The 16,764-nt window shown below is 44.9% G+C and carries 22 protein-coding genes and 5 pseudogenes; 18 read left to right on the forward strand and 9 right to left on the reverse strand.

Annotated features, from left to right (window positions below):
* The first annotated feature begins 31 nt into the window (after positions 1-31).
* The 4 genes and pseudogenes from JCM11216_RS05870 to JCM11216_RS05885 all read left to right on the forward strand — a co-directional run bounded on the left by JCM11216_RS05870 (position 32) and on the right by JCM11216_RS05885 (position 3,839).
* Positions 32-1,282 carry a sulfite reductase, dissimilatory-type subunit alpha gene (locus tag JCM11216_RS05870; protein WP_054853593.1) on the forward strand — a complete coding sequence of 417 codons (1,251 nt, stop codon included), beginning with the start codon at positions 32-34 and terminating at the stop codon, positions 1,280-1,282.
* Positions 1,282-2,414 (forward strand): annotated as a pseudogene (gene dsrB, locus JCM11216_RS05875) (dissimilatory-type sulfite reductase subunit beta). The gene JCM11216_RS05870 and the pseudogene dsrB overlap by 1 nt, the downstream one beginning before the upstream one ends.
* A 76-nt stretch (positions 2,415-2,490) precedes the next feature.
* Complete coding sequence (locus JCM11216_RS05880) at positions 2,491-3,426, forward strand: hypothetical protein (RefSeq protein ID WP_054853594.1); 936 nt, start codon at positions 2,491-2,493, stop codon at positions 3,424-3,426.
* Positions 3,427-3,504: 78 nt separating this feature from the next.
* Positions 3,505-3,839, forward strand: a pseudogene (locus JCM11216_RS05885) (TusE/DsrC/DsvC family sulfur relay protein).
* A gap of 38 nt (positions 3,840-3,877) precedes the next feature.
* Here the strand turns inward: JCM11216_RS05885 and JCM11216_RS05890 are convergent.
* The 3 genes from JCM11216_RS05890 to JCM11216_RS05900 all read right to left on the reverse strand — a co-directional run bounded on the left by JCM11216_RS05890 (position 3,878) and on the right by JCM11216_RS05900 (position 5,141).
* Positions 3,878-4,306 carry a HEPN domain-containing protein gene (locus JCM11216_RS05890; protein ID WP_243675370.1) on the reverse strand — a complete coding sequence of 143 codons (429 nt, stop codon included), beginning with the start codon at positions 4,304-4,306 and terminating at the stop codon, positions 3,878-3,880.
* Between the two features lie 33 nt (positions 4,307-4,339).
* The gene (locus tag JCM11216_RS05895) at positions 4,340-4,747 is read right to left on the reverse strand and encodes a nucleotidyltransferase domain-containing protein (RefSeq protein WP_243675371.1); all 408 of its coding nucleotides are present in this window, start codon (positions 4,745-4,747) and stop codon (positions 4,340-4,342) included.
* Positions 4,748-4,883: 136 nt separating this feature from the next.
* Positions 4,884-5,141 (reverse strand): MarR family transcriptional regulator, encoded by a 258-nt coding sequence (locus JCM11216_RS05900; RefSeq protein WP_243675373.1) that lies wholly within the window; start codon positions 5,139-5,141, stop codon positions 4,884-4,886.
* Positions 5,142-5,319: 178 nt separating this feature from the next.
* On the opposite strand from JCM11216_RS05900, the pseudogene JCM11216_RS05905 reads away from it, so the two are divergent.
* The 3 genes and pseudogenes from JCM11216_RS05905 (at position 5,320) to JCM11216_RS16935 (ending at position 7,081) form a co-directional block, all read left to right on the forward strand.
* Positions 5,320-6,159: pseudogene (locus JCM11216_RS05905) on the forward strand (aldo/keto reductase).
* Between the two features lie 2 nt (positions 6,160-6,161).
* Complete coding sequence (locus JCM11216_RS05910; RefSeq protein WP_054853596.1) at positions 6,162-6,911, forward strand: hypothetical protein; 750 nt, start codon at positions 6,162-6,164, stop codon at positions 6,909-6,911.
* 32 nt (positions 6,912-6,943) lie between these two features.
* Positions 6,944-7,081: a hypothetical protein gene (locus JCM11216_RS16935; protein WP_243665932.1), complete on the forward strand. Its 138-nt coding sequence runs from the start codon at positions 6,944-6,946 to the stop codon at positions 7,079-7,081.
* On the opposite strand, the gene JCM11216_RS16940 is transcribed toward JCM11216_RS16935, so the two are convergent.
* The 3 genes from JCM11216_RS16940 to JCM11216_RS05920 are packed head-to-tail and all read right to left on the reverse strand — an operon-like array spanning position 7,074 to position 8,475.
* Positions 7,074-7,547, reverse strand: a complete 474-nt coding sequence (locus tag JCM11216_RS16940) for a hypothetical protein (RefSeq protein ID WP_243675375.1) — start codon at positions 7,545-7,547, stop codon at positions 7,074-7,076. The two genes, JCM11216_RS16935 and JCM11216_RS16940, sit on opposite strands and share 8 nt — an antisense overlap.
* Before the next feature lie 14 nt (positions 7,548-7,561).
* Entirely contained in the window at positions 7,562-8,152 is a 591-nt protein-coding gene (locus JCM11216_RS16945; protein WP_243675377.1) for a V-type ATPase subunit, read from the reverse strand.
* A 5-nt stretch (positions 8,153-8,157) separates the two neighbouring features.
* Positions 8,158-8,475 carry a hypothetical protein gene (locus tag JCM11216_RS05920; RefSeq protein WP_054853597.1) on the reverse strand — a complete coding sequence of 106 codons (318 nt, stop codon included), beginning with the start codon at positions 8,473-8,475 and terminating at the stop codon, positions 8,158-8,160.
* 124 nt (positions 8,476-8,599) lie between these two features.
* Between JCM11216_RS05920 and JCM11216_RS05925 the strand changes: the two genes are divergently transcribed.
* Complete coding sequence (locus JCM11216_RS05925; protein ID WP_054853598.1) at positions 8,600-9,025, forward strand: phosphate-starvation-inducible PsiE family protein; 426 nt, start codon at positions 8,600-8,602, stop codon at positions 9,023-9,025.
* Here the strand turns inward: JCM11216_RS05925 and JCM11216_RS05930 are convergent.
* Positions 9,011-9,989 (reverse strand): annotated as a pseudogene (locus tag JCM11216_RS05930) (Lrp/AsnC family transcriptional regulator). The gene JCM11216_RS05925 and the pseudogene JCM11216_RS05930 sit on opposite strands and share 15 nt — an antisense overlap.
* 95 nt (positions 9,990-10,084) lie before the next feature.
* Between JCM11216_RS05930 and JCM11216_RS05935 the strand changes: the two are divergent.
* From JCM11216_RS05935 to JCM11216_RS05960, 10 genes and pseudogenes are all read left to right on the forward strand, one after another.
* Complete coding sequence (locus JCM11216_RS05935) at positions 10,085-10,441, forward strand: hypothetical protein (protein ID WP_054853599.1); 357 nt, start codon at positions 10,085-10,087, stop codon at positions 10,439-10,441.
* A 12-nt stretch (positions 10,442-10,453) separates the two neighbouring features.
* Complete coding sequence (locus tag JCM11216_RS16950) at positions 10,454-10,861, forward strand: hypothetical protein (protein ID WP_243675379.1); 408 nt, start codon at positions 10,454-10,456, stop codon at positions 10,859-10,861.
* Between the two features lie 226 nt (positions 10,862-11,087).
* Positions 11,088-11,655: pseudogene (locus JCM11216_RS16955) on the forward strand (hypothetical protein).
* A 235-nt stretch (positions 11,656-11,890) separates the two neighbouring features.
* Entirely contained in the window at positions 11,891-12,196 is a 306-nt protein-coding gene (locus JCM11216_RS16960; RefSeq protein WP_243675380.1) for a galactokinase family protein, read from the forward strand.
* Positions 12,196-12,591, forward strand: coding sequence for a hypothetical protein (locus tag JCM11216_RS16965; protein WP_243675382.1), 396 nt, complete (start codon positions 12,196-12,198; stop codon positions 12,589-12,591). Before JCM11216_RS16960 ends, JCM11216_RS16965 begins: the two co-directional genes overlap by 1 nt.
* The gene (locus JCM11216_RS16970; RefSeq protein WP_243675386.1) at positions 12,575-12,712 is read left to right on the forward strand and encodes a hypothetical protein; all 138 of its coding nucleotides are present in this window, start codon (positions 12,575-12,577) and stop codon (positions 12,710-12,712) included. The genes JCM11216_RS16965 and JCM11216_RS16970 overlap by 17 nt, the downstream gene beginning before the upstream one ends.
* Positions 12,713-12,841: 129 nt before the next feature.
* Positions 12,842-13,165 (forward strand): hypothetical protein, encoded by a 324-nt coding sequence (locus tag JCM11216_RS16975; protein WP_243675387.1) that lies wholly within the window; start codon positions 12,842-12,844, stop codon positions 13,163-13,165.
* Positions 13,158-14,150: a galactose-1-phosphate uridylyltransferase gene (galT, locus tag JCM11216_RS05950; protein ID WP_054853600.1), complete on the forward strand. Its 993-nt coding sequence runs from the start codon at positions 13,158-13,160 to the stop codon at positions 14,148-14,150. Before JCM11216_RS16975 ends, galT begins: the two co-directional genes overlap by 8 nt.
* 47 nt (positions 14,151-14,197) lie before the next feature.
* The gene (gene trxB, locus JCM11216_RS05955; RefSeq protein ID WP_054853601.1) at positions 14,198-15,208 is read left to right on the forward strand and encodes a thioredoxin-disulfide reductase; all 1,011 of its coding nucleotides are present in this window, start codon (positions 14,198-14,200) and stop codon (positions 15,206-15,208) included.
* 46 nt (positions 15,209-15,254) lie between these two features.
* Complete coding sequence (locus tag JCM11216_RS05960; RefSeq protein WP_054853602.1) at positions 15,255-16,124, forward strand: hypothetical protein; 870 nt, start codon at positions 15,255-15,257, stop codon at positions 16,122-16,124.
* 11 nt (positions 16,125-16,135) lie between these two features.
* Here the strand turns inward: JCM11216_RS05960 and JCM11216_RS05965 are convergent, their stop codons facing one another.
* On the reverse strand, positions 16,136-16,405 hold the full coding sequence (locus JCM11216_RS05965; RefSeq protein WP_243675388.1) for a hypothetical protein: 270 nt from the start codon (positions 16,403-16,405) through the stop codon (positions 16,136-16,138).
* A 63-nt stretch (positions 16,406-16,468) separates the two neighbouring features.
* The gene (locus JCM11216_RS05970) at positions 16,469-16,759 is read right to left on the reverse strand and encodes a hypothetical protein (protein WP_243675389.1); all 291 of its coding nucleotides are present in this window, start codon (positions 16,757-16,759) and stop codon (positions 16,469-16,471) included.
* Between the last annotated feature and the right edge of the window lie 5 nt (positions 16,760-16,764).

Consider the following 16,764-nt stretch of genomic DNA (forward strand, 5'->3'; position numbering starts at 1 on the left):
AAAAATCATAGGTTATGAATAACGATAATGCATGTCGACCCAAACAAGTCAACCAAGCGACCTTGAGCGTGGCATGAAGATGCTTGAGTATCTTGAGGGTGGTCCTTGGCCTAGTTATGTGGCTGAGCTTAGGAAGACGAAGTACCCGATTGAGGCTTACGCCGAGGGCTTGGCTAAGAAGTACACGCCTTGGTTAAGTGGGTCCTTTAGGGTTAGGTACGTATTCAGCGGAATACTAGCCAGAAGAAGCAGGGATGGAAAATTCGTCGAAATACACTTCAGGACTTACGCACCCGCCGGCAGGTTCTACTCAACTAGTTACCTGAGGAAGGTTGTCGAGGTTGCCAAGAAGTATGGAATTGGCCTAGTGGAGCTTGGCGGTAATACTGGCGCGCTAGTCCTTAACATGATTGCGGAGAAGGCTGATGAGGCTGTTGATGCCATAAGGACGATAATGGGCAGTGACGTTGGTGGTTCAGGCGATACGTTCAGGGAATTCTACGCGTGTCCCGGTCCTGCCCTATGTGAATTCGCACTATATGACACATTACATGCCATGGATTATGTTAGGTCACACCCAGTGATCTATAGGTACTTAAATACGCAGATGTTCCCGTATAAGATAAAGTTCAAGTTCAGTGGTTGTCCAATGGACTGCGCCACGGCAAATTCTAGGTCAGACTTTGCGCTAATTGGTACCTGGGTTGGACCGCCAGAGGTTGACCAGGGATTATTTAGGAAAATGGTTGAGGAAGGCAGGATAAATCCGAGGGAGATCGTTGAATCATGCCCGTCAAAGGCCATTACCTGGGATGAGGAGAGGAAGGAGTTGAGGATAGATGGTTCCAAGTGCCTAAAGGCTATGAACTGCATCAGAAAGGCATTCCCAGCAATTAAGCCCGGTAGGAATAGGAAAATAGCGCTTCTCGTTGGAGCGCATGCCCAGGGCCACTTCGGCCCTAAGCTTGCTAAGGCGGTGGCACTCCTGGACTCAATAGAGGAGGTTATACCATTTGCTGAGGAATTAGTTAATAAGTACATGGAGTTGGCACCACGTAGGCATAGGATTGGTGATATGATAATTAGGAGGGGGGGGTTCAAGGTGATTAGTGAGGTTGCTGAGAAGACATTACCGAATAAGCCAAAGGGTACCCCCCCATCCACGCACCTAAGGATTTCCATAGGTGCGGTTTTGACTGATGATGAGAGGAGGTTGTATGAGGATTGGTCAAAGCAACTAGTGAATGAGTACTTTGGAAGTAGTTCCAGCACGGGGGGGTGATGCGCATGAGTCTAGCCATAACACCTGAACCTAGGGATAGAATGAATAAGAGACTGCCTGTGCCCTTCTCCGCCCAATTACCCGAGGTAATTAGGAATAACTATGGCAAGTGGGTTGATAGGAAATTCCATGGCAATGGAATTATTGAGCATATATCAGAGACTGGCGATAGGGTATTCACGGTGAAGGTTGGTTTACCGCCAAACAGTAGGGTAAGCATTGATACGCTTGAGAAGTTCGTAGAGATTGCTGACAAGTACGGCCTAGGTGTTGTCAGAGCCACTAGGGGTATGAATCTTGAGTTCATAACCGACAGCCTCGACAAGGCATTGAAAATAAAGGAGGAAGTTGAGAAACTAGGCTTCCCGGTGGGAGGATGGGGGGGCATCTTTATGGCACGTAACATCATGCACGGCATACCTAACCTGCACCACAGCCGTCGTCGACGCGCCATCGATAACCCAGGTACTTTATAACCACCTAAAGCCCTTCTTCACAGGCGAGGAGAAGTTACCTGCTAAGCTAATGATTTTTGTGGCTGGTTGCCCAAACGTATGTGGCGGCACACTTGCCGGTGACATAGTAATTGTCGGTCATTATGGCCAGGCACCCAAGCCTGACCCAGAGAGGATAAAGTTCTGCTACCCACTAGTGCCGAGGCGCTTAAGAAGGCCGTCCCTGACGTAGCCGCAGTCTGCCCTGTTGGCGCAATTAAAGTCTTTGGTAAGCCGGATGGCTCGGTTGGCATTGAGGTGGATGAGAGGAAGTGCATAGCCTGCAGTAGGTGTAAGAACGTGTGTGATTATTTCGATTGGGATCCGACAAAGATTGGCGTTGCAATATTCGTGGGTGGTAAGACGAGTAATACGGGCACGGGACCGAGGTTGCCCTATAAGGTGATCCCGTGGTTACCAGTTAACCCGCCTGAGTATAGGGAGATTGTAGCTGCGTGAGGAAGATAATTGATGTGTGGAGGAGGGAGGCTAAGCCAGGTGAGAGGCTTGGCGACTTTATTGATAGGATTGGTATTGATGAGTTCATGAGTATGCTTGGCGTTCCAAGGACTAGGCATAACAGGTGTGAGGAGATTTCCTGGAACTTTGGCGTTAGGCAATTCATAACATATATGTAATTGATTATGTCCTTGTTAAAAATAATCAAAATTATTTCACCTTTGTTAGAAATCTCAATGAATTTATGTGTTTAAAATGATAAACATAGTTTTAACTCCACCAGGGATTGAATACATTAAATACTTAAGGGAGATTGCGTATCACTATGATACCTTCATCGCCGAGGTTCCTAACGTTGAGGGTGTTAGGCGGTATTTAAATGGTGAGATTGATTTTAATCAATTGCTTTATGAGATTGAGTATTTTGATGTCGATTATTCCAGGGAGTTTTACGAAATGTTAAGGGGGGGGCTTATTAATAATGGCATTAATGTGGTGCCTATTGATCCCTATGGCTCAATCAGTATGAGGATTAGGGTTAGGGCAATACTTAATGATTTGGACCATGGGTCATTAAGTAATGAGGAGAGGTACATAGCCTTCATAGAATTGAGGATTGCCGAAGCTTATAGAGGTTATAATTCAGCGTTGCTTAGGGGGGGTAGCTTTGAGGATGCTGTGAGGTATGTCTTGAGGTATGCGAGGCTCGATGCGGAGAGGATAAAGTTTAGGTCTGAGTTGAGGGCTAGGGAGATAGTGAGGCTATTACGTAGTTTGAACGTGCATTGTGATGTATTGATACACGCGGATCATTATAATGAGGTCCTTATGGATTACTTAAGCAGTAAATTAATGTGTAAACCAGGTGTCACAAGGCTTAGCGATGCGGTAAGTAAGAGGTTGGGAGTAAGGCCCTGGGTTCATCCAGGAGTTAAGTTAACTAATAATTACGTTTATGGGGTGCCCATGGTTAAAAACGAGGAGTATTTACTTGCGTCTCGGGCATTAATATATGCATTATTAAAGGTGAGGGTTTTTAGAAGGGTTGATAGGGGGGGAGTGCTCGGTGATAGGGCTATATTAATTGATAATTCATTAATGAGGTTGGCATATGGATTGAACATTGATGATGCTAGGAACATTTTTAAGAAGTTGATGATGCCAAGGAATATGTTTAAGATCAAGGTATAGGTTTGTCACCATTAATTACACATATCACGTGAAATAACCCTTTTACAACATGCCACGTTTATGACATTGGTGAACAACATGCCAGTAACCTGCCCAGGTGAGTATGAGGTAAATGGGAAGAAGGTGATACTTGATGAGGATTGTTTTTTGCAGAATCCCGAGGTTTGGGATGAGAAGGTTGCCGAGTGGATGGCTAAAAACCTCGAGGGTGTTCAGCAGATGACTGAGAGGCATTGGAAGGTTGTTAGGTACCTAAGGCAGTACTGGGAAACATACGGAGTATGCCCACCAATAAAAATGCTCCTAAAAGAAACCGGAGAAACACTAGAGGCATATACGAACTATTCCCAGACGGACCAGCCCACGGAGCATGCAAAGTAGCAGGAGCACCAAAACCAACAGGATGCGTATAACGAAACCTAAAAATCCATAACATACTTAAAAATCCTCTTCATAACCCACCTACTTCATTAAATAACTTTTTAACCAACGAGAGAACCTTCTCAGCATCACTAAGCGCCCGCTCAGCATCTATCCTAGTGTACAACTCCTCAGGAGGTATCCCGCTCTCCTCATCACCATACATCGAGAACTCCCCCTCCTTTCTCAAGCTCCTTGATATTGATGCCAACTCATCGATATATCCCTGAAACCACCCAGGGAACTTACTACGTTCCCTCCTAAGCACTGGTCCAACATCATGCCACCTCGGCAGCTCCACACCGACAATCCTCAACGCAGCCTTAAGCAGTAATTCAACGGCCTCCTGGCACTGTCTAACTACGTATGGATAATTACCACCGCTTAATGCTTCTCTTGCATGCTTTATCCTTTCCATAGCCTGGTTGATATAGGAACTAGCCATCTCAAGGTTATTCAATTTCAATCACCTCGCCAAATCTATAGTCCTTCTTTAGGACCAATACCAAGCCTTATCACTAACCCAGACCCTCATCGCGCCTAACTCCCTTAACCTATTGATTATTCTTGTAAGCACTCCCTCAAAAAATCCATCCTTATCATAAACTATCACGGCATCCTCAGTCATATCCAGATAAAGCGGTGAGAATCTCCTAGCTTCCTCCCTAGTCTTTATTAATGGGGACAATGTAATGGCATAGCCCCTATTCATTAACTCATCAAGTAATGGCTGAACCTCATCCTCGGCCCTCTCAAACATCTTAATCCTATCAGAAATGGGCTTAGGCAACTCCTCAAAAATCACCAGCATATCAATATCGCTATCCTTACGTTGATCACCTCTTGCAACGCTGCCGTAAATAATGAGTGAAACTAGGTTATCACCGTATAACCTAATCAATGAGTTCAGTAGCTCTGAATGACCGTCCTATAGGCTCCTTAATGAGGTCAAGGCCCTTCCTAAACATTTAATTAAACCCGCCATAACTTATTCGTAAAGACAAAATTTTAATTTAACGCCATAAAACTAACGGAGGCTATAGAGACCTGTAGATGCCCCTACCCTTATCTGTTATGTGAATTATCGTTGAATAACCAATTATCTCAAGCCTAATTAGACCCAGGTCCTCAAGCCTATACAGCACGTCCATGACATCATTAATATTAAAACCAGCTATCTTAAAGCGTTCAGAAACCTCCTCGAGCTTGATACTATCCTGACCCTTCCTATCGCAGGCGTCGCCAATAATCCTCAGGACTGTCCTCTCCCTCTCGCCTAATTCTGCAGACATCATTTTACCTATTACATAGCACTTATTAATAAGGATTTTTATATTTAGATCAATTTAATTCAATACACATATTTAATAATGAATAATATCAAATTAATGCGATAATTCGATACAAGAACTAACTCATTGTGTCTTCGGCATAACCCTTATAAGCTTCATGGAGGTACTCCCATGATTGCCTATGCCATTGAGTAAGGATACTAAGTACATAAAATCAATAAATGGTAGGGTTTCCGTAATTGGGATGGGAACGTGGGTATAGGTGGTGGATTCTGGTCACCCGACTATTCGAATGATGATGGTTGGGTCAGGGCGTTGAGGAGGGCATTGAGTTGGGGGGGGTGACTCTCATCGATACGGCGGAGATGTATGGTGGTGGCCATGCGGAGGAGCTAGTCGGTAGGGCGATAAAGGGCTTCCCAAGGGAGGAACTCTTTATAGTTACCAAGGTTTGGCCGAACCATGCCCGCTATGATGACGTCATTAGGTCTGCTAGGGCGAGTAGGGAGAGGCTGGGCACGTACATAGATCTCTACCTACTTCACTGGCCTGCCACTGATGTGCCTATTTGCGAGACGATGAAGGCCTTTGAGAGTTGATAGATGATGGCTTGGTTAGGTTTGTTGGCTTGAGTAATTTTGATGTTGAGGGTATTGAGAGGGCTAGGCAGTGCTTCAGTAAGTATGACATTGCCGCTGTGGAGAATAGGTATAGCCTTCTACATAGGGTTGATGAGGCCTCGGTAATACCATACGTGCAGAGGAATGGCATGCTCTACCTGGCATATACGCCACTCGAGAAGGGTGAGTTTGCCAGTAATGATTTCCTGAGGAGGATTGGTGGGAAGTATGGTAAGACGGCAATACAGGTTGTGCTTAATTGGTACGTTGGCATTGATAATCTGGTGCCAATACCAAAGGCAGGTAGGGTTGAGCATATTGAGGAGAATGCGGGCGCCATGGGCTGGAGGTTAAGTAAGGAGGATTGGGATTCAATAAGTAATTATTTCCGTAGGGTTTAGCGATGCCGAGGACCTCGACAATCATTAATTACCTGGAGATTATATCACTAATACTATTGATCATAAGTTTAGTATTGCTGGTGATACCAGTAAGTCAGGGTGCAGTCATTACATACACATGTGTAAATGGTGAGTTAAGGGGTAACACAACCTGCGTATTTCCCAGGGCGGTTGAAATTAATAATTCCGTGATTGGCAATGTATTAGTCTCGATAAATAATGGGCAACCCGAAAGGCTAAATAATGGTTCGGTAGTGGCTCGTGAAATCACGTTAATACCGGTAGCAAGTTATGTTAGAGTAAGTAATGAGTCGCAGGTCGTGATTAACATCTATAACCCAACGAGTAAGTGGGTTAACATTACGTTGCCGGGTTCGTGCATTCTCACGGTAAACGCCACAATACTTGGTAGTGGGTATGTATCAATTACCGTATTGAGTAATGGAAAGGTCATTGACTATACACCCTACACATATTCACTATTCATAACAACATACGCTAATAACAGCATCAATATATTGATTAAACCAGCCGTTCCATTATCATGCCCGTGTATAAACACGATAGTCAATGTGCTTGTGAATGGCGCATGCATTGAACATGGTAATGCCATCGTATCATCAATCGCATACATGAAAAGCAGAACTGCCGGTAACTCCTATGGGGCATATGCATTGGTATTATTGCTAGCTTCATTAATAGTCCTTGCCATCTCATTAACCCTTAAGATTAGGCAATCTCATGGGGCATAAAGTATTTATAATTTGCCGGTTATGAGAGGTTGATGCCAGGAATTAATGAGATTGTTCAGGAGGAGGCGAAGAAAATCGTGAATAAATACCTTGAGCAAATAAATGAGAGGATAAATAAATCTAAGGAGGAACTACTGAAGAAGGTTGAGGAGATAAAGAATATTAAATAACTTGACCATAGAGCTTAGCAATAAAATCCCTGGGTACACCCTCCAGGAACGCATTTAATAACGTAATAACAAGTTCACTCTCGACGAATTTAAAGTGCACGGCAGCCAGGGCAGCACCTGGCGAGAATTCCGTAAATAGTGATATCATTGAGTCCTCAAGGTCCTTGGCAAACCTGTAGCTGAATGGGCCAAGGTACTGAACCAATAACCTAAGGTCTGAGGAACCAGCCACCTTAATTAATTGGTCTACGGGTGGAAATACTGAAGCTATTTCCTCGAGAATTCTCGTGGGTGATTCGCTGTAGATTTTAACAGCGGTAGCAAATACGTTGCCTGAGTGTATCGTTAGTTCATTAATCAACTCCTGTGATACACCCCATAACTTACCCCTCAATACTACATTAAGGTTATAGAAATCAACAAGCTCCTTAATGAATTTACCAACTGAGTAATCAATTCTCGCCAAATGCATTAGGTACTCTATGAAGGCTTATCAATTAATGTATCGATAAGCATTACATTATATTGAGGATTCTGCTTACCGACCTTTATGAAGGTGTCAAGCGCTGGGCCGGCTGGATGCTGAAGCTCCATTAACTTATTACGTAAATCCTCAACATCCCTAACGCTCATTATCGCGGCCAAAACATGCCTTCTACCAAGCTCTTCCTCAACCGTTACGTTGACTAGGCCCTCCACCGACCCAACACCCTCTAACCCCCCCCTCATTAATGATTTGGCGATTACCTTAACATTCTCAAGCTCAAACCTCATTAGGTATGACTTCAGGACGGCGGATGCCGGTGATGGTACTGACGATGCCAATGAACTTATTGACCTAATTACGTGGGACCTAACCTCATTAGTTACTTGGGCCTCATCAACTATCTTACCCAGCCTCTCAAGGACATCCCCCCCATACTCGGTACCCTTTAGCACGTTTACGGCATCATCAAGCGACTGCGCCAGTATTAACGCGCTTAATTTATCCCTGCTCAAGTACCTAGCCCTCAACCCCCCCCTAACCCTAGGGCCAAGTGCTGTTAATTTAATTACGTAATTACTCGACATTTCCCTTACTCACCAATTAATGCCTTAACAACCTCATCAACCGTTTTATCAATTGCATTATTAACCCTCCTCCTGAACTCCTCAACCTCCTTACGTAACTGCTCTGAGTACTTGCTCACCTCATTCTCAATCTCCCTAGACCTGTTCTCCCTGTACTCATTAATAATCCTCTTTATGTACTCCTCAACCTCACCCTGAACCTTAACCTTAACCTCATTTATTAACCTGGTAATCTCGGCATCGCTACTATCCCTTAACTTGTACACCTCATCAACCTTACTATCAACATTCCTGAGAATCTCATAAAGCCGTTCTAAGGACACGATAAGGATTCTACGATGAGGCCTTAAAAATATTATTGCATCATAATTGATCCTGAACCACGGTTTATTATTAAATGATAAATGATGATAAAGACCTAAAAATGCCTATTGAAGTTCATGATTAATGAACACTAAGGATATTGTGAGGGCTTTTAGGTACGTGAGCATTGCATTGTATGTGGTAATAATAGTGATAACCGTGATATTAGGCGCGGTGGCATTATACTTAGCCATTAAAGATATTATGTCGCTAATGTCAACCTCCTCAATATCCGACGTAGAGATATTGAGCGCCCTATCTGGAGTATTCCTAGTGGTCATAGCCCTAGAGTTCGTTGACATGTTCCTGGAATACATAAAGACCGGTACCGTAGTCGTTGACCTAGTACTTGCCGTGGTTCTCACGGCAATCTCAAGAGAACTACTACTCTACATCGCGTCACCAAGCGCCTCCTTTAACTACGGTGTGCTACTGGTTGCAAGCATTCTCGTACTTGCGTTGGCATATTGGTTAGTTAGTAGGGCGAAGGCACCATCACGTATTAGTTAACTCAAGTCTCCTTGCCATTTCAGGCAGTAAATTCCTGATGCTATAAAGCACTTCATACTCATTAATACCGAGCCTCCTCACTATATTGCCTATTGCATTCTCAAGCACATCCCTACTAACACCATGTATCATGAAGTAACAATTATATGGCCAGGAACCAAGGGTCACCTCCCTAAGCACCACGTGCGTCGCCTCCTCAAACAACGCAGTCCTCTCGCAAATTTCTGGGGTCGCTTTAAAGACTACCATGGCATTCTCTCTAAACCCCACTTTGTCTGAGTCTAGGGTTGCGTAGAAGTCCCTTATTATACCGACCTTCATTAGATTACTGATTAAGTCCCTCAACCCATCAACGTTAGTGCCTGCCAGATTCGCCAATTCATTGAAGGGTTCCTGCTCAATGCCTATTGACCTTAACTTCCTAAAGAACTCCATCGGGAGCCCTGTTGATTCTATAGACGGTACATTAAGTGGTAAAATCATCGACTTCGTTCTGGATACCCCGTTAATTAAGTCGAACTTAACATCTATCTTATAGGTCCTCAATGCCGTTAAAATCACGAAATCATTAATTCCAAACCTTGTCAGGGTATTGGAGACCTTCGTTATCAATTCCTCCTTACTCTTGGCCTTCGTAACGAACCACACGTTGTACCTGGCATGCCCCCCTAACGAAGTTATGCGAGACCTGCGGGTCAGAATTTATGGCCCTGGCAACATCATCTATTAATTCGCTTGGTACATTAACACCAATTAGTGCTGATACCAATCCTCTTGATCTGTAATTCACGATGGCGCCAATCCTCTTAATCAAACCGTTACTCATTAAGTTCCTCGTTTCATCCAATACCCAATCTTCATCCTCACCAATCCTCCTGGCTATGTCAAGGAATGGCCTTCTCGTTATTGGAAAGTTGTATTGAAGCTCCATTAACAATGCCCTTCTCTTATCGTTAAGCTCCACGTGGCATTATCCCCCCCAGTCCCATTTAAAAAATGATTTGCGTTTGCGCTCCAGTGAAAAACTGTTATAAGGGCCTTAATTATAATACACGCTGTATGGAGGAGTATGACTCAAGGATCATAAAAGCGCTCGTTGATTTAGTAAGTAAGAGTAGGGGGGGCAGAAGGGTAACCATTAAGGCAAGATCATTACTGAAGTTTGCAGGGCTTAATGACAAACACGCAGACATATTGAAGACGGCTAAGGTCCTCGGTAAACTAGCGAACGATGGTTATGTCAGGGTTGAGAGTAATAAACCCGTCAAGACCAGGTCCAGGGTCCTTAGGTACATAATTACTGAGAGTATGGAGTTGTGGAAATTGGCTAAGGAGAACCCCAATAATGCCGTTAACATTTTACTGAGGAGGTTAAGGGATTTAAGCAATTACGGTGAGACACAGACCCAAGCCTGAATGATAAGTAACATGACCATAAGGAAGGAGGTGGAGGTCGTTAAGGGACATAGACTAGATTATCAATTATATAAATACCTCCTACAATACTTCTCAGAGAGTGAGCTGGAGAATATTTTTGATAGCGTGAGGAAACCACCAAGCAGGTATTACGTGAGGGCTAACACAATGAGGATAAGCCCCGAGGAATTGATGAAACTACTACGTGAAAAATCCATAGATATTTACCAGGATGAGCACTTGCCTGAGGCGCTCTGGTTCCCCGTTAAGGGACCCAATAAGGTGCCATCGGCACGTAAGTACGTACTTGCTGATAAGAAGGCCTCCGAGAGCGTTTACGTGGGCGCTAACTTATACGTACCTGGCATTATCAAGATGGATAAAGACATTAGGAGGGGGGTGATGAGGTCAACGTCATAGCCCCCCCGATGGCGAGGTCGTGGCCTTTGGAATTGCCGAGGTTGATGGTGATGAGGTACTGAATACTAGGCGCGGCATAGCCGTTAAGACATTGGTTAGTGTTTATACGATGCCTAAGGTTAGGGAGATGAGGGAGTACGAATTGGGCCTTTTCTACGACCAGAGCTTACCTGCCCAGTGGGTTGGTCGTGTACTTGATCCAAGGCCTGGTGAGGTTGTTGTTGACATGAACGCAGCACCTGGTGGTAAGGCGAGCCATATAATACAATTGAGTAATGGTAAGGCTATTGTTCACGCATTTGATAGGAGTGAGGGTAAGGTTAGGGAATTAATCGAGACCCTAAGTAGGCTCGGCATGGGTGGTCTTTATAGGGTTGAGGTTAGGGACACGAGGTACCTAGACGTTGATAGGCCGGACCTAGTTAACTCCGTGGATAAGGTATTGATTGACCCACCCTGCACGGACATGGGCGTTAGGCCCAGGCTCTTTGATGTGAAGACTATGGAGCCGTAAAGTCCACAGCAGAATACCAGAGACAGTTCATTAAGGTCGCATGGAGATTACTGAGGCCCGGGGGGGCATCCTCATTTACTCAACATGTACAATACCACCCCTTGAGAATGAGGACAACATGGCCTATGCCGAGAGCCTGGGCTTCGAGATAGTTGACATAAGCATTCCCAACGCGTCTGGCGGATTAACCGATAGGTATAGGAAATCCGTTGTTAGGTTCTATCCTCACATACATGATACACCAGGTTTCTTCATAGCCAAACTCAGGAAGCCTTATTAAAGGCATAATGGGTATAGCCCTTAGTGGTTCGTTAATTCCTAGTATTGATACTTACCAATGCGTTCTTAGATCCGCCACATAGCACATGGTCGTTTTCTAATATTAATGGATCCATAAAGGGGGGGCGCCAACCCCCCCATAATGACCTCCTTACGAACCCTAACCACTAATATCTAATCAATAAGTGATCCTTTAATCCTTTAATACCATGATATAAAGACACACTTCAGTAGTTATGTCCGTAGACGCGGTTACTAGGGAGTTCAGGGAATTCTTTAATGACAAGCCAACTCTGGTAACCTCCGCACCCGGCAGACTGGACTTCCTTAATACGCACCAGGACTATAAGGGGGGGTTACCCGTTGTTGCCGTTGGTATTAACCTAAGGACTTACATAGCCATTTCCAAGTCCCAGGGCGAGTTTACGGTGGCATCAGGTAATTTGAGAGATGATAATGTGGAGTATGTCGATAAGTTCTCACTGGGTGAATTGAAATTGCTTGGTGGCAAGTGGTTTGGCGATTACGTTAGAGCCTTGTAATGGCATTTATTAAGCGTGGATACTCTATCAATCCCTTCAGGGCTTGGATACGCAGTAATGTGCCAATAGCCTCAGGACTTGGGAGTAGTGGGACATTATTGGTGGCATTGGCCTCGGCGATCAATGCCATTAATGGGTTTAACCTTGATAGGAAGAGCATGGCAGAGATAGCTTATGAGGCTGAACACGACGTTATGAACATACCCTGCGGCAGGCTTGATCAATACGCGGCCGCCTTCGGCAATATTGTTGTTATAGAGACCAAGCCTCCTTACAACGTCGAGGTCTTACCACGCCTTAATGGGGTATTCCTCGTCGTTGACACTGGCATTAGGCATAGTACCGCGGATATACATCCTAAGCGTCAACAGGAGATTGATGAGGGGGCTCCGTAAATTACTTAGTATGGACATACCTGGGAATTTGAGGAGAAAGCTTGGTGCCCATTATTGGGAGGTTCGTTGGGACGAGATAAGGGAGGGCGAAATAAGTCAATTTATTGAGGGGGTTGGATAACGCATCTAAAAGGAGGATATTATATACATTGAGGGCTAATGAAAGTACGAAACTGGCATTGAGCGTTATTAGGGAGGTAATGTCGATATTAAAGACCTAGCGAGTACACTTAACCTAAGTAATGCTGAGGTGGATAGCTTGATTTCCCGTTATGACTGGAGGGAGGCCATGATTGGTAAGGTCATGACCTATCAACATAGATTACTCAGTGAGTATTATGACGTTAGCTTACCCGTAATAGATGAGCTGGTTAACTTCCTGGTGAGTGAGGGTGCCTATGGGGGGGCTAAGTTGTCCGGGGGGGCGGGTTTAGGCGGTTCAGTCATTGCGCTTGTTAGGGATGAGACTACCGCCAGGGAAATACTGAACAAGGTCTTAAGTAGGGGGGGCTTGGCCCCGAGGGGGGGCTGGGTCGTCAGTATAGATAATGGGGGGGTGATGGTGCATGGTTAATAAGCCCGTCATGGAGCTTAGGTGGGACCCAACACTTAGGGAGTGGGTTTTAGTGTCGAACATTAGGCGTTTTAGGCCGTGGCAACCAAGTAATTACTGCCCATTCTGCCCCCCCGGAAATCCAGAGACTGGCTATGGGTGGAGAGCCCTAATACTTGAGAATAAGTACCCAATGCTCATGGAGAACCCACCCGAACCCAGCAATCACTGGTTTTATAGGACCGGTAAGTCAATGGGTAGGTGCTACGTGGTTGTTGAAACCCCCGAGCACAATATTGACGATATTAGTGACCTACCCATTGATCAGATTGAATATGTACTAAATATGGTAATTAATAAGGTGAGGGAGGAGTCAAGTAGGGATTATGCGCATTACTTTCTTTGGTTTAGGAATAGGGGGGGTAGAGAAATAGGGGGGGTATCGTTAACGCACCCTCACAGTCAAATATACGTATTACCATTCACGCCAAGTAAGGTGGAAAGAGAACTCAATAGTGCCAGGGAGTACTTCAATGAGCGTAGTAGGTGCTTGTTTTGCGACATCCTAGGCGCTGAGCTCAGGGACGGCGTGAGATTAATCCATAGTAATGATTATTGGGTCTCCTTCATGCCCTTCTACTCGCATTGGCCCTTTGAGGTTCACATCTACCCAAGGAGGCATGTTCAATTAATTACGGAACTTACTAAGGAGGAGGTTAGGGGGGGTTTGGCGGAGATCCTTAAGGTGTCGCTGTGCGGATTAACACATGTGTTTAATAAGCCAATGCCATACATATTAGTGTTGCACCAGGCACCGTTGAAGGGTGATTATCCATACTATCACCTGCACATCGAGGTTTATGGCATATTGAGGGAGGAGGATAAGATTAAGTACGCGGCCGGCATGGAGACCGGTGGCGGTAATTTCACGTACGACTCAGTGCCCGAGGAGAATGCGCAGAGGATTAGGGATTCCGTGTTAAGAAATTGCATTCACAATGGTTAGTAATTAGCTGCGTTAGGTTTTTATTGAATTCCATCTTTTACGGCTCAATGAGCAGTGCATTTAAGATATCAGTTACCAAGATGGATTTTGGAGTTAGTGAGGAGTTAACGGGCAAGGTATACGACACAGTAATAATCGGCGGAGGACCGGCGGGCATGTCGGCAGCCATATACGCGGCTAGGTACGGCATGAGCACAATAATAATAACTGAGGAGATCGGCGGGCAGGTGGCTAAGGCTGGCTGGGTTGAGAATTACCTCGGCTACACAAGGATCATGGGCCCAGACCTAGTCAATAAGTTTGAGGAACACGTTAAGTACTACAATGTGCCCATTGTGATCGATTCCGTGGAAAACGTGGAGAGGGATGGCGACCTATTCAAGGTTTATACACTAAATGGTGATGAGTACACGGCTAGGACCATAATAATCACCGTCGGCGAGAAGAAGAGGAAGCTTAACGTGCCTGGCGAGGATACATTCAACGGCAGGGGCGTCAGCTACTGCGCGCCCTGTGATGCGCCGTTGTTTAAGGGTAAGGTCGTCGCGGTGGTTGGCGGCGGCGACTCGGCGGCGTCAGCGGCATTGTTATTGACCGAGTATGCTAGTAAGGTTTACATGATACACAGGAGAAATCAATTGAGGGCCCAGAAGTATTACCAGGACCTGTTGCTTAAGAATCCGAAGATAGAGATCATGTGGAACACCGTGGTTAAGGAGTTACAGGGCGATAAACTACTTAGGAAGGCAATACTGCAGAGGGTCGATACAAAGGAGGTGTTTGAATTACCACTTGATGGTTTATTTGTCGAAATAGGCGCGGAGCCTCCAGTCGACTTGTTCAAGAGGATTGGGCTTGAGCTCTCGCAGGACGGATACGTAAAGGTCAATCACCTAATGGAGACAAGCGTACCGGGCATCTACGCGGCTGGGGGGGACTGCGTTGACTTAACGCCAAGGGACTTTAGGCAGATAGTGGTGGCTGCTGGGCAGGGGGCCCTCGCCGCATACTCGGCCTACAATTACATAATCAAGAGGTACGGGTTTAACAGACACTAAGACGGAAAGAAAGTTTATTTATTGATTTCACAGACCTTGATTTGAAATGATTAATAAACGCAATGAAGAAGAGGAAACAGTAGGTGTACTCGAGGAATTACCTCTCTCGGCTAGGTTAATCCTCAATTACCTGGAGTTCGAGCATTTAATAAATAATAAGACCTACGTCACGTTTAAGGAGATAATAGATGGTACGGGGCTTGGGGCTAGAACCGCGAGGAACGCCATTAATCTGCTGCGCAAGAGGGGGTTTGTTGAGACTTACCTGGACGTGAAGGAGAGGAGGAGGTACATGTATAGGCTTAACTTTAGGAATCTTACTCAGGATAGGGTTGATGTATCGCCTGGGCTCTATGTAATAGATGTTGGGCTTGGCACAATACCAAGCATGACATTTAGGATTTACAGGGTGTTAAGGGCTACGGCTGTGGCGTTTTACACGGATAGTGTCCCAACAAGTTATCTCGAGTTCACTAAATGTACCTGCGCAATGCAGAGGTTAATTAATTATGAACCGCAGGGCTTTGAGGAGGTTGTATACACGGTAACGAGTAACGGGGGCTCTGCGGCATTGGTCATGGATGCACTACTTGATTCCCAAGTTGTGAAGCCATACATAGATGCTGTATATGAATCCTCTGATCATAATCACGTAATGATATACAGGGTTGTCGGCGTCTCACCAATTCAGGTAGCCCTTGAATTACTATTAATGGGTAGGGAGGATAAGGTGTCGTATAAGAGGGAGAGCACCATAATTCGAATAATAGTGACTAGGGAAAGGCTTCAATTGAAGGATTACATTAAGGCATACATACTGACAATGAGTGATGATGGATTAACACTCAAGGAGTATGACCAGGATCATGATTTTAATGGAATGAAGCCTACATTATTTACTCAAAGACGTAAATGAAGCCCTTAATTTTACTTAATTTCACTTTCAGCTAATTGCTTACCGAGGTACTTAGCCGCTAGTAATAGGAACCTTAATCCTCTCCTGGCATCGGCATCCCTTAACAACTCATTCATTGTCTCAATGACGGACTTACCATCAACAGCAACCTCCCTAGCAGCATTCAGGGAAGCCACATAAGCACAGCACCTAATACGCGCCATGAACTCCAACAATGCGTCTAGGTTCGTCATTAAGTACATGCTATTATCATTAATTAAAGTATGTACCAACTCACTCAATACCTCAGGATCCCCCAAGCACGTCCTTTAACATATCAAGAAGGCCAACATTACCCATTGCACCTATGAGGTCAAGGGCCTTCTCAACACCATCCTTATGCTGGGTTCCGTGAGCTTTGCTATTATTGATAGAACCTTGTCATATTCATTGAATAATTTAATGGTGTTTGTGGTTAGTAGGTTTTTCGCGAGGTCCTCAATGACCTCGTTATTTAATAAATTATTTAATGAATCGAGTATGCCAAGTTCATCTAATCTCTTTATAATCTTGAGGAATTTAATGAGCGATTCCAGGTACTCTGGCGTTAATACCTCGAGAAGCTTACTCTCAATTTCTAATTGACCCTCAACCATACCAC

The organism is Vulcanisaeta distributa JCM 11216, assembly GCF_001315985.1.
GTDB classification, from domain to species: domain Archaea; phylum Thermoproteota; class Thermoprotei; order Thermoproteales; family Thermocladiaceae; genus Vulcanisaeta; species Vulcanisaeta distributa_E.

Excerpts from the sequence above, each read along its gene's own strand:
- JCM11216_RS05870 (WP_054853593.1), top strand. The coding sequence starts at position 32 with ATGTCGACCCAAACAAGTCAACCAAGCGACCTTGAGCGTGGCATGAAG.
- JCM11216_RS05900 (WP_243675373.1), bottom strand. The coding sequence starts at position 5,141 with ATGATGTCTGCAGAATTAGGCGAGAGGGAGAGGACAGTCCTGAGGATT.
- JCM11216_RS16935 (WP_243665932.1), top strand. The coding sequence starts at position 6,944 with ATGCCAGGAATTAATGAGATTGTTCAGGAGGAGGCGAAGAAAATCGTG.
- JCM11216_RS16945 (WP_243675377.1), bottom strand. The coding sequence starts at position 8,152 with ATGTCGAGTAATTACGTAATTAAATTAACAGCACTTGGCCCTAGGGTT.
- JCM11216_RS16960 (WP_243675380.1), top strand. The coding sequence starts at position 11,891 with ATGTCCGTAGACGCGGTTACTAGGGAGTTCAGGGAATTCTTTAATGAC.
- JCM11216_RS05960 (WP_054853602.1), top strand. The coding sequence starts at position 15,255 with ATGATTAATAAACGCAATGAAGAAGAGGAAACAGTAGGTGTACTCGAG.
- JCM11216_RS05935 (WP_054853599.1), top strand. The coding sequence starts at position 10,085 with ATGGAGGAGTATGACTCAAGGATCATAAAAGCGCTCGTTGATTTAGTA.
- JCM11216_RS16950 (WP_243675379.1), top strand. The coding sequence starts at position 10,454 with ATGACCATAAGGAAGGAGGTGGAGGTCGTTAAGGGACATAGACTAGAT.
- JCM11216_RS05970 (WP_243675389.1), bottom strand. The coding sequence starts at position 16,759 with ATGGTTGAGGGTCAATTAGAAATTGAGAGTAAGCTTCTCGAGGTATTA.
- galT (WP_054853600.1), top strand. The coding sequence starts at position 13,158 with ATGGTTAATAAGCCCGTCATGGAGCTTAGGTGGGACCCAACACTTAGG.
- JCM11216_RS16965 (WP_243675382.1), top strand. The coding sequence starts at position 12,196 with ATGGCATTTATTAAGCGTGGATACTCTATCAATCCCTTCAGGGCTTGG.
- JCM11216_RS05880 (WP_054853594.1), top strand. The coding sequence starts at position 2,491 with ATGATAAACATAGTTTTAACTCCACCAGGGATTGAATACATTAAATAC.
- JCM11216_RS05910 (WP_054853596.1), top strand. The coding sequence starts at position 6,162 with ATGCCGAGGACCTCGACAATCATTAATTACCTGGAGATTATATCACTA.
- trxB (WP_054853601.1), top strand. The coding sequence starts at position 14,198 with ATGAGCAGTGCATTTAAGATATCAGTTACCAAGATGGATTTTGGAGTT.
- JCM11216_RS05925 (WP_054853598.1), top strand. The coding sequence starts at position 8,600 with ATGAACACTAAGGATATTGTGAGGGCTTTTAGGTACGTGAGCATTGCA.
- JCM11216_RS16970 (WP_243675386.1), top strand. The coding sequence starts at position 12,575 with ATGAGGGGGCTCCGTAAATTACTTAGTATGGACATACCTGGGAATTTG.